Origin of the sequence: Devosia sp. (genome assembly GCF_041917035.1) — a bacterium.
In the GTDB taxonomy this organism is placed as follows: domain Bacteria; phylum Pseudomonadota; class Alphaproteobacteria; order Rhizobiales; family Devosiaceae; genus Devosia_A.
Genome location: NZ_JAYRYM010000149.1, coordinates 1 through 9,754, shown reverse-complemented (window position 1 = coordinate 9,754; position 9,754 = coordinate 1). Strand labels below are relative to the sequence as shown.

Genomic DNA, 9,754 nt, shown 5'->3' with positions numbered 1-9,754 from the left:
AAGGAGATCGCGGCCGACCTGGGGCTCTCCTACCGCACCGTCGAGGTGCACCGTCGGCACATCATGGAAAAGACCGGCGCACGGAACACCGCCGAGCTGGTGCGCCTCGCCATAGCCAGCTGAACGCCGCCGGCGGCCTCAGTCGAGACCGACGGCGCGCAGCAGCCCGAGCCGCTTGGCGTCGTAATAATAGCCGCGCGAATAGTTGCGGACGGCGCCATCCGCATTGTAGCCGGCCACGACATAGGCGCCGCGCAGGTATTTCACCGCATACTTGAGGTTGGTCTCGGCATCGAGCAGGCCGGCCGCGGAGCCGCTGTAGCCCATCGAGCGCGCCGTATCGTGCCGGATCTGCATGAGGCCGTAGTACGGGCCGTTGCGGGCCTTCGGGTTGAAGCTGCTTTCGCGCTGCACGACACGCCGCACCAGCGATTCGGGTACGTCGTAGACCCGCGCGTACTTGGCGATCAGCGCGTCCACATCGGAGTTCCGGCTCGGCGTCTCGGCAAAGGCCATCGGCTCGAAGGCCTCGGCGAGCGCCCGGCGTACAGCGGGCCTGGGGGCCGCGGCGGTCTGCGCCGGCTTCTTTGCGGTGGCGGGCTGAAAGGTCGGCAGACCGGACATCGAGCAGCCGCCGAGGACCAGCCCCGCCACGGTCGCGAGAACGAGTGCGCGGCCGGCGCGCCTGAAGGATGGGCTCCAGATCATGAGGCTCTCTTAGCAGAAGCCGGTGCGCCGGAAAACCGTTCCGTCGCGTCCGCTTCGGCTCAGTGCAGCGCGACCGAGCGTAGTTCGGTCCCGCCATTCGCCACCAGCGCGGCGAGGCCGTCGAGATCCGGAGGGCGACCCTGCCGCGCCGCCGCCTCGGCCTCCGCCGCCAGGCGGCCGATGCCGGTCTCGCCCAGCGTCAGCGCCATGCCCTTGAGCGTGTGCAGGCTGGCGATCGCTTCGCCGCCCTGGCCGTGCCGCCTTGCCTCGGCCAGCAGGTCGGCGGCGTCCCGCCAGAAGTGCTGGTAGAGCTCGGCGAAGGTCGAGGCGCCGAACTCGGCGATGAGTGCCGCCTGCTGGTCGCCGTCGATCATTCGTCCGGGCGGGCCATCGGTTACCGGTGTGGCCGGTCCCGGCCCGGTCGGCGCGCTCACCACCGTCGATGTCGCCCGCGTCTCGGGCACGACCGCGGTCATCGCCTCTTCGATCTTGGCCCGCGTCACCGGCTTGCTGGTGAAGCCGTCCATCCCGGCGGCGAGGCAGGCGTCCCGATCCGAGATGAATGCGTTGGCGGTAAGCCCGATGATCGGGGTGGTGTCGCCGCGGGCCCGCAACTGCCGGGTCGCCTCCAGCCCGTCCATCACCGGCATCTGCATGTCCATCAGGATGAAGTCGAACCGCTGCCGTCCGGCTGCGGCGAGGGCGGCGGCGCCATCCCCGGCAATCGTCACCGACAGCCCGATGCGCTCGAGCAGCCCGGCGGCCACCTGCTGGTTGATGGCGTTGTCCTCGACCAGCAGGACCGAGCCCTGACGTGTCGGCGCCGGGCCGGCCGACTGCGGCCGCACCGGCACGGCCGGCAGCACCGGCAGCGACCCGACATGGCTGGCACAGGGCAGCTCGAACCAGAAGCAGCTCCCCTTGCCGGATTGGCTGGTCACGCCGATCTCGCCGCCCATGGCCTCGACGATCCGCTTGCAGATGGCAAGGCCCAGCCCGGTGCCGCCGAACCGGCGGCTGATCGAGGGGTCGATCTGGGAGAATTCCTGGAACAGCTTCGACTGCATCTCGGGCGCAATGCCGATGCCCGTGTCGCGCACCATGAAGCGCAGCCGCATGCCGGAGTTCGTGGCCCGGTGCTCGGCCCTGACCGAGACGCTGCCGGCCTCGGTGAACTTGATGGCGTTGCCGACGAGGTTGAGCAGGACCTGCCGCAGCCGTCCGGCATCTGTCGCCGCCTCGACGTCGGGGACGTCGAAGTCGAGCAGGATGCCCTTGGCGCCGGCGCGGGTGGCCAGCAATTGTTGGATCGGATCGACAACGTCGCGCAGCCGGAACCGCGAGTAGTCCAGCTCGACACCGCCGGATTCCAGCTTGGAGAAATCGAGAACGTCGTTGATGACGTCGAGCAGCGCGTCGCCCGACTGGCGGATGATGGCCAGCCGGCCGGCCTGGTGCGAATCGAGCCCGCTGTCGGCCAGCAGTTCGGCCATCCCCAGAATACCGTTGAGCGGGGTGCGGATTTCGTGGCTCATGGTGGCAAGGAAGGCGGACTTGGCGCGATTGGCCTGTTCGGCGGCCAGCGCGGCGGCCCGGTGTCGCTCCGACAGGGCGGCGATCTCGCGCGCCTCCCGCGCCATGATGCGCAGTTGCAGGATCAGCAGGGCGATCAGGGCGACGAACACGGCAAGCGTGCCGGCCAGGCCCGCCGCCATCTGCAGGTAGAGGCCCTGTACCTCGGCGCGCTCCTCGACCTTCTGGTTGTTGTGGGCGGCGTTGGTGAGCAGGATGAGCTCGGCGGCCCGGTTCTCGACCTGCTTGATTTCACCGGCGAGGCTCGCCAGTTGCTCCCGCGAGGCGGACCTGGCGGCGGCGATGACGTCGAAGCGCGGCGCCAGACCCAGCACCCCGTCCCGGATCCTGGTGATCAGCCCGGACAGCTCGGCGTTCTGCGAGAAGCGGGTCGCGATCTGCCCCTCGCCGAACATGCCGAGGCGGCTGTAGAGGATGTCGTAGCGGCGCGAAATCTCCTTGACGTCCGGGGTTTCCCGGCCCAGCGACCCGATCAGCAGCAGTTCGTGCAGCCTCTCGGTCTCGCGCTCGAGCTGGTAAACAGCCCAGACCATGTCTTCGCGCGCCGCGTCGACCGCCGCCCGTGAGCGCTCGTCGAGGGCCTTGAAGATGCCCGCGACATTGCCCATCAGCACCAGGATCAGCACCACGAGCACGATCGCGCCGACCCGGATGGGTCGGCCGGACGTGCCGCCGAGGGCGTCGAGGAGACGGGCGCCGGCCATTTCGGACTACTTCACCTCGATGGATTTCACCTGCCAGGCCGACCGGCCGTAGTAGGTCTCGTTGTTGAGTTCGGGCGCATCGTCGAACGGGTAGATGACGAAGATCGGCCCCTTGTCGCGTACGGACATCTCCGCCCCGTCAAGGCGGGTGGCGAGGATCACCGGATAGCGCTGGAAGTCCTCGACCGGGATCTCGGTGACGTAGTCGTTGAGCGCCGTGACCTTGAGCGTGCTGCCGACTGCACCGACGGCCTTGAGCAGATCGGCGCCCAGCGGCCCGCTGAACGTGCGCGCGCCGTCATACCAGGGGGTGACGGTGACCGTCGTATGCATGCCGAGCGCCTCGAGCATTGCGAGGTCAAACACCGCGCCTTCGGCTGCGTTGGACGTGTCGATGCTGCCGGTGACGGTCAGCACGACCTCCCCCTGCGGCGGGGCGAGTTCGCCGGCCTGGACGGCGACGGTGGCAAAGAGCGGGGTGGCGAGAATGACGGCGACAAGCGCCTTGAGGGAGGAACGCATGGAACTACTCCGTGATGCGGGTTTTCAGGCAGCCGCGACGACGCGGCCGGGTTCGTAGAGGGCCTTGATGGTGGGCCAGCGGCGCTCGAACGCGGCGACGCAGTTGGGGTCGAAGTGGGTGCCGGCGTTGCGGCCGATCTCTTTGCGGGCGTCCTCGATCGGCCAGGCCGGCTTGTAGGGACGCTCGGTGCACAGGGCGTCGAACACATCGGCCACCGCCACGATGCGCCCTTCGAGCGGGATAGCCTCGCCACTGAGACCGTCGGGATAGCCGAAGCCGTCCCAGCGCTCGTGATGGCTGCGCGCGATCCGGGAGGCGCAGCGGATGAGATCGGAACTGCCGTCCGACAGGATGCGGGTGCCGATCGGCACGTGCGAGCGCATCACCGCCAGTTCGGCCTCGTCGAGGCGGCCGGGCTTGGACAGAATGGCGTCCGGAATGGCCACCTTGCCGATGTCGTGCAGCGGGGCCGACAGGTAGATGATCCGGGATTGCTCGGGCTCGAGCCCCATGCCCTCGGCGATCAGCCGGGCGACGGTGGCGACGCGGGAAATGTGGTCGCCGGTGCCGCCGTCGCGATACTCGAGCGCCCTGGAGAGGCGCCAGATCACCTCCTCCTCCCGATCGGTGAGGTGCCGTGTGGCATTTTTCACCTCGCGCGCCAGCCATTCGGCGCGGTCGGCAAGGTCGAGTTGCGACTGCCTCAGAGCGAGCAGGTTGGTGATGCGGGCCTTGAGCTCGATCGGGTCGATCGGCTTGTTGAGAAAGTCCGTGGCGCCGGCGGTGATGGCATCGAGCCGCACCTGCCGGTCGCTCTCGCCGGTGATCATCACTACAGGGACATGCCGGTAGTCGGTCTTCAGGCGCAGCCGTTCGATGAAAGTGCGCCCGTCCATGCGCGGCATGGTATAATCGACGAGAACGAGGTCGAAGGTCTCGCTGGCCGTCGCAGCGAGCGCCTCGACGGGATCGAGAAAGGCGGCGACGCTGGTGCCGGCCATCCTCTCGACAATGCCCTTGAGCACCATCAGATTGGTGCGGTTGTCCTCGACGATCAAAATGCGCAATGCGGCCTCCTGGCGTGCGCTCAGGATGCCGCTGCTCTGCAAACAGGTCGTTAAGTTCGTCACGAGAATAGAATTAGTCTCGCAACATACTCCTCAGGCTTCCTTCACCATGGCGGCCGGGGAGCACGGCGTCAGGACAGCCGGCCGTCGCGGATCGACGACGCAAGGGGCTCGGGACGCTGGACCGGAGTGCCGATGGCGACCGGGCGGCCTTCGCGGCTGGCCGTCTCGAACGCCTCCATGACCTCGAGGACATGCAGCGCCAGGTCGCCCGAGGCGCGGTGCGGCCGCCCCTCGCGGATGGCCAGCGCCATGTCGGCTACCCCGAGCGAGCGGTAGTTGGCATCGGCGTAGGGCAGGTCGTAGGGCGATACCGTCCATTCCTTCTCGGTCGCCGGACGGGTCTTGACCTCGCCGCCGAACATGTTGGGGTCCGGCACCAGCAGGCTCAGCCTAGAGCCGTAGAGTTCGAACGGCAGGTGCGCATGCCCCGGTACGTCGAAGCTCAGGGTGACCTGGATGATCGCGCCCGAGCGGAACCTCAGCACGCCTGCGACGTGGGTCGAGACCTTGACCGGCATCATCTGGCCCTTCTTGGGCTCCGAGTAGATCGGCCGCTCGGTCTGCGGCGTGGCGCTCATCGCCATGACGCTTTCGACCGGCCCCAGCAGGTTGACCAGGTCGGTAATGTAGTAGGGGCCCATGTCGAGCACCGGACCGCCGCCGACGTCGTAATAGAATGCCGGATCGGGGTGCCAACGCTCGTGACCGGGGCAGGCAAAGAAGGCGGTGCCGCCGACGATGTCGCCGACGGCGCCCGAATCGATCAAGGCCCTCGCCTGCTGATGTGCTCCGCCGAGAAACGTGTCCGGGGCCGAGCCGACACGCAGCCCGCGGTCGCGTGCGGCTTCGAGCAGCCGCTTGCCGTCGGCGAAGTTGATGCCGAGCGGCTTCTCGCCATAGACGTGCTTGCCGGCGGCGAGGGCCTTGAGGCCGACTTCGACATGCGCACGCGGGATGGTCAGATTGACCACGATCTCGACACGCGGGTCGGCAAGCAGGTCGTCTACGGCGACCGCCGCGAGGCCGAACTCGGTCGCCTTGCGCTGGGCCACTTCAGGCTTCATGTCCGCGACCGCGATGATCTCCAGCACCGGGAAATCCCGCATCGCCTTCAGGTATTGGCTGGAGATGTTGCCGCAACCGATGATACCGATCCCAACGCGACCGTCCGCGCCCATTGCTGTCCTCCACTTCGTGTGCCGGTCATGTGCCTGGAAGGCGCCGTCCCGAGCGGGCGCGCCGATTTGCGCAGCAGCTTTACGCCATTTTCACCCGCACGCCAGTGGGAGTGAGGTACGTAGCGCAAACAAACTGTTCAGCTACCGGGCCGATCCTGCTAAGAGCCGGCCGATGCTGCACCCCGTACCGTCGCATTTCGACTATCGCCCGCCCACCGAGCCGTGGCTGACGGTGGTGCACGCCGACGACGACATCGTGGTCCTCGACAAGCCTTCCGGACTGCTGTCGGTCGCCGGCAAGGACCCGGCGCTGGCCGACTGCCTCGAGGCGCGCGTGAAGCAGCGCTGGCCGACCGCCGCGATGGCGCACCGGCTCGACAAGGACACCTCGGGCGTCCTGGTGATGGCGCTCAGCAAGCGCGCTCTCGGCCATGTCGGGCAGGAGTTCGAGCAGCGCCGGGCACGAAAATCCTACGTCGCCCGGGTCTGGGGCGAGATCGTCGGCGAGACCGGGCGGATCGACCTGCCGCTCGCCACCGACTGGGAGAACAAGCCGCGCCAGCGGGTCGACCACGAGCGCGGGCGGCCGAGCCAAACCGAATGGGCGGTGGAGGGGCGCGAGCCCGGGATCACGCGGGTGCGGTTGTTCCCGCTGACCGGCCGCACCCACCAGTTGCGCGTCCACATGCTCGAACTGGGCCACCCGATCCTGGGCGATCCGTTCTATGCGACCGGTGCGGCGCTGGCGGCGGCGGACCGGCTGCAGCTGCATGCCGAGGAACTGGCGTTCAACCACCCCGATGGACGCTGGGTGTCGTTCTGCATCCCCGCGCCGTTCTAGCCTGCCACGAAAACGTCGAACCGGGGCCGGCCCGCGGCCGAAAACCGGCCATGCGCGGCCGCTATCGACGGTCCTGCGCCGCTCGTGGCGCCGACAGGATGTGACCGATGGCAGAGATCGAAGATGATGCGCCTTTCCCGCAACCGGACGGCGTGGCGTCGGGGGGCAACGGCGTCCCGCAGCCCGGAGGCGCTCTGGATACGACCGGTATGGCGGACGAGCTCGCCGACGGCATCGCCGCGGTACTGATGGCGATGCGCAGCACGGACGGTGCGGCAGGCGCAGCCGAGACGACCGTCGATCCCGAACCGGCTAACGCTGCCACCCGGCGCCTGCTGGGAGAACTCGACCGCCTCTGGCGCGCGCCCGGCTGAACCGACACCGCATCTTGCGCACCCGCCCGCAATCGCCTATTGCCTGTACCTGCTGCACCCGTAGCTCAGCTGGATAGAGCGCTGCCCTCCGAAGGCAGATGTCAAGCCCGCTGGCGCGGAGAAGGAGACTGAAAGAGGCTTAGATTACAAAGGCTTGCGCGATGGGTATCCAGCCCTTCAAAATCGCAAGAAACTCGCGTAAGCACTGCGTAAGCAGGATGCACCCGTAGCTCAGCTGGATAGAGCGTCGCCCTCCGAAGGCGAAGGCCGCACGTTCGAATCGTGCCGGGTGCGCCATTTCCGTACAAAACCACTAACTCTTGCTGGGGCACCGACGGTACCGGTAACCGCGGCTGCGAGCGCGTCGGGTGAGCCGATAATCCGCACCTTGTGATCGTCGACTTCGATTGACGAGATCACCGAGGCGAGCCAGGCTTTCTTGGCCTGAGTGTCACCGGTCGCGAGTTTCTCGCGCATGACAGCTGAGAAGGCCTCGACCATTTCCGGAGTGGGCGCGGTAGAGATGACGGTCAGCGCTTGCAGCCGGCTCAGCGCTTCGCGGGCGAGGTCGCGCTCGGACTTAAGGGTCTGGATGCGGGCCTTCAGGTCGGCATCAAGTTCCGCCACGCCTTCTTCAATGGCGGCGTAGAGACGCTTGAGGCGCGAGTCCTTGTCGGCGATTTCGCGCTCAAGGGCAGCGCGCCGGGTGGCGACCTCGGTATCCTCGTTGGCCCGCTTTGCCATCAGTCCCGAGAGGATCGCCGAGACCCGCTCTGGTGACAGCAACCGGTCAGCGATATTGGTGAGCACCAGGGTGTCGAGTTTCGCCATCGGCACGTGCCGACCTTTGCACTCGGACTTGCCCTTCTGCATGCAGCCGCCACAGGTGTAGTAGCTGTAGGACTTGCCACGGCGCACGGTGCCTGTACGCGTCATTCCAGCCCCGCAGGAAGCGCAGTGAACAAGGCCGGTCAATAACACGGGCCCATTGACGATGCGGGGTGGGGTAACCTTCGGGTTGTTGGCCTTGAGCCTTGCCTGAACGGCCTCAAAGAGCTCAACCGGCACAATGGTGGGGATGCTCACCTGAATGGTCGTTTCGGGATCGTGGCGTTCGCCGGTCCGGCTGTTGCGCACGCCGTACTGGTAGGTCCCATAGGCATAGGCACGATTGGTGAGGATGACGTGCAGGGGCCCAACCCCAAAACGATGACCGAGCCGCGTGCGGTAGCCGTGTTCGTTGAGCCACTTGGTGGTGTCTTTGACCCCGAGCGGACCTGAGGTGCCGTCGCCCTCGCTGTAGAGCTGGTAAATCAGCCGGACGAGTTCAGCCTCGACGGGATCGATCTCGAGCTTCTTCTTGATCTTGCTGCCACGGCGTTCGGCTTCCACCACCCGGTAGCCGAGCGGCGGCCGCGAGCCGTTCCAGAAGCCCTGCTTGGCGGACTCCCGCATGGCGCGGGTGACGTTCTTGCCGTTTTCGCGCGAGGTGTACTCATCGAAAATGCCGATGATCTGCCGCATCAGGGTCTGCGAGGGATCATCGCCGGTGGGCTGGGTGACCGAGACCACTTCGACCCCGACCTTGCGCAGGCGCCGGATGGTCAACTCCATCTCGGCGCCATTGCGGTAGAAGCGCGAGAAGGCGTGGACGCAGATCACATCGAAGCGACGCGTCGGGCTTGCCGCCTCTTCCAGCATCTCTTGGAATACCGGGCGACGATCATCGGTGGCCGAGGCGCCGGGCTCGACGAACTCGGCGGTGACGACCCACCCCTGAGCCTCAGAATAGCGAGTGGTCAGGTCGCGCTGCGAGGGCAGCGACACTTCACCCTCGGCCTGACGGCCTGTGCTCACCCGCAGATAGAGCGCAGCGCGTTTCGGGGCAGCAACCGCGTCAGTAACACTATGCGGGTTGGACATGGCGGGGATCTCCGCGGCTGGGCAAGGCTGATAAGGGAGTCTAGCCCGGGTCATCACCGGCGGCTAGCGCGGAAGCCCAAGGATTGTCTCGAGTTCACTGCCAAGGAGCCGGGCAATGGCCCTCAATTCGGCCTCGGTGAGCGGGAACTCGGCGGTCAGGTCGGTCTCGACGATGAGCTCAAGGCAAGACGGATTTGGGGCGGACACCTGGTCCGCGTCATCCATCCGATCCTGTTCCGGCTGCACCTTGAGCATGCCATTATTTTGGCGTGCTCGTTATCTTGCCGCGTCCCCGGAACCGACTGCGCTTCCATGTCAGTTATGGTGATTTGACCCTCTGGCGCTTTGTCTCGGCCTCGCGCCATTTTTCGAGCATTCGCTCAACAGCGCGTTCGAGACCGTCATCTTTGATTGCACAGGCGTGAAACACGTCGGCGACCAGATTTTGGAAAGGTCCCTTGGAGGTGGGTGTTGGCTTTTTGCCAAGCACGTTGGCGTACCAGCGAATGAGCGCTCTGAGCATATGGTCACGCACATAATCGGGTTCACGCCCGCCGCGATCGGGGTGTTCATCCTCCTCGTCGAAGAAGTCAATCAGCAGAGCTCGGACCCGTGCGATGTAATCGGAAAAAATCTCCGTGCCGTGTAGGAGCCCCACTGTGTTGCGGGCCGTTTCCTCGTCACTGGCCCAAGTTGCAGCCGACTTGCCAGTGACGTTTTCGATGGCACTCCATTCCACGCCAGCTACCATTTCTTCGCGGATATCGAACGGCAGGTAGT

The 9,754-nt window shown here is 66.5% G+C and carries 10 protein-coding genes, 2 tRNA genes and 2 pseudogenes; 6 read left to right on the top strand and 8 right to left on the bottom strand.

Annotation, left to right across the window (positions count from 1 at the left end):
* The first annotated feature begins 6 nt into the window (after positions 1-6).
* A complete protein-coding gene (locus tag ACE3TU_RS14785) occupies positions 7-123 on the top strand; it encodes a LuxR C-terminal-related transcriptional regulator (protein ID WP_374625490.1) in 117 nt (38 codons plus the stop codon).
* Positions 124-138: 15 nt separating this feature from the next.
* Here the strand turns inward: ACE3TU_RS14785 and ACE3TU_RS14780 are convergent.
* The 5 genes and pseudogenes from ACE3TU_RS14780 to ACE3TU_RS14760 form a co-directional block, all read right to left on the bottom strand.
* Positions 139-480, bottom strand: a pseudogene (locus ACE3TU_RS14780) (transglycosylase SLT domain-containing protein); the annotation flags it as partial.
* Positions 481-767: 287 nt separating this feature from the next.
* Positions 768-3,005: an ATP-binding protein gene (locus ACE3TU_RS14775; RefSeq protein ID WP_374625488.1), complete on the bottom strand. Its 2,238-nt coding sequence runs from the start codon at positions 3,003-3,005 to the stop codon at positions 768-770.
* Positions 3,006-3,011: 6 nt separating this feature from the next.
* The gene (locus ACE3TU_RS14770; protein WP_374625486.1) at positions 3,012-3,527 is read right to left on the bottom strand and encodes an oxidoreductase; all 516 of its coding nucleotides are present in this window, start codon (positions 3,525-3,527) and stop codon (positions 3,012-3,014) included.
* 24 nt (positions 3,528-3,551) lie between these two features.
* A complete protein-coding gene (locus tag ACE3TU_RS14765) occupies positions 3,552-4,595 on the bottom strand; it encodes an HD domain-containing phosphohydrolase (RefSeq protein ID WP_374625484.1) in 1,044 nt (347 codons plus the stop codon).
* A 131-nt stretch (positions 4,596-4,726) separates the two neighbouring features.
* Positions 4,727-5,836: a Gfo/Idh/MocA family protein gene (locus ACE3TU_RS14760; protein ID WP_374625482.1), complete on the bottom strand. Its 1,110-nt coding sequence runs from the start codon at positions 5,834-5,836 to the stop codon at positions 4,727-4,729.
* Between the two features lie 172 nt (positions 5,837-6,008).
* Between ACE3TU_RS14760 and ACE3TU_RS14755 the strand changes: the two genes are divergently transcribed.
* The 5 genes from ACE3TU_RS14755 to ACE3TU_RS14735 all read left to right on the top strand — a co-directional run bounded on the left by ACE3TU_RS14755 (position 6,009) and on the right by ACE3TU_RS14735 (position 7,831).
* Complete coding sequence (locus tag ACE3TU_RS14755) at positions 6,009-6,677, top strand: pseudouridine synthase (protein WP_374625480.1); 669 nt, start codon at positions 6,009-6,011, stop codon at positions 6,675-6,677.
* A 107-nt stretch (positions 6,678-6,784) separates the two neighbouring features.
* Positions 6,785-7,051: a hypothetical protein gene (locus ACE3TU_RS14750; protein ID WP_374625478.1), complete on the top strand. Its 267-nt coding sequence runs from the start codon at positions 6,785-6,787 to the stop codon at positions 7,049-7,051.
* Positions 7,052-7,106: 55 nt separating this feature from the next.
* Positions 7,107-7,223 (top strand) — tRNA-Arg (locus ACE3TU_RS14745).
* Positions 7,224-7,271: 48 nt separating this feature from the next.
* Positions 7,272-7,348 (top strand) — tRNA-Arg (locus ACE3TU_RS14740).
* A gap of 240 nt (positions 7,349-7,588) precedes the next feature.
* Positions 7,589-7,831: a hypothetical protein gene (locus ACE3TU_RS14735; RefSeq protein WP_374625476.1), complete on the top strand. Its 243-nt coding sequence runs from the start codon at positions 7,589-7,591 to the stop codon at positions 7,829-7,831.
* A gap of 27 nt (positions 7,832-7,858) precedes the next feature.
* On the opposite strand, the pseudogene ACE3TU_RS14730 reads toward ACE3TU_RS14735, so the two are convergent.
* From ACE3TU_RS14730 to ACE3TU_RS14720, 3 genes and pseudogenes are all read right to left on the bottom strand, one after another.
* Positions 7,859-8,974 (bottom strand): annotated as a pseudogene (locus ACE3TU_RS14730) (recombinase family protein); the annotation flags it as partial.
* A 63-nt stretch (positions 8,975-9,037) separates the two neighbouring features.
* Positions 9,038-9,229: a hypothetical protein gene (locus tag ACE3TU_RS14725; RefSeq protein ID WP_374625474.1), complete on the bottom strand. Its 192-nt coding sequence runs from the start codon at positions 9,227-9,229 to the stop codon at positions 9,038-9,040.
* Between the two features lie 64 nt (positions 9,230-9,293).
* Positions 9,294-9,754: hypothetical protein (locus ACE3TU_RS14720; protein WP_374625472.1), on the bottom strand; the 461-nt coding region annotated here is incomplete at its 5' end.

What these genes read in the sequence shown, in the direction of transcription:
- ACE3TU_RS14775 (WP_374625488.1), bottom strand. Translation starts at nt 3,005, where the DNA reads ATGGCCGGCGCCCGTCTCCTCGACGCCCTCGGCGGCACGTCCGGCCGA.
- ACE3TU_RS14770 (WP_374625486.1), bottom strand. Translation starts at nt 3,527, where the DNA reads ATGCGTTCCTCCCTCAAGGCGCTTGTCGCCGTCATTCTCGCCACCCCG.
- ACE3TU_RS14760 (WP_374625482.1), bottom strand. Translation starts at nt 5,836, where the DNA reads ATGGGCGCGGACGGTCGCGTTGGGATCGGTATCATCGGTTGCGGCAAC.
- ACE3TU_RS14755 (WP_374625480.1), top strand. Translation starts at nt 6,009, where the DNA reads ATGCTGCACCCCGTACCGTCGCATTTCGACTATCGCCCGCCCACCGAG.
- ACE3TU_RS14750 (WP_374625478.1), top strand. Translation starts at nt 6,785, where the DNA reads ATGGCAGAGATCGAAGATGATGCGCCTTTCCCGCAACCGGACGGCGTG.
- ACE3TU_RS14725 (WP_374625474.1), bottom strand. Translation starts at nt 9,229, where the DNA reads ATGCTCAAGGTGCAGCCGGAACAGGATCGGATGGATGACGCGGACCAG.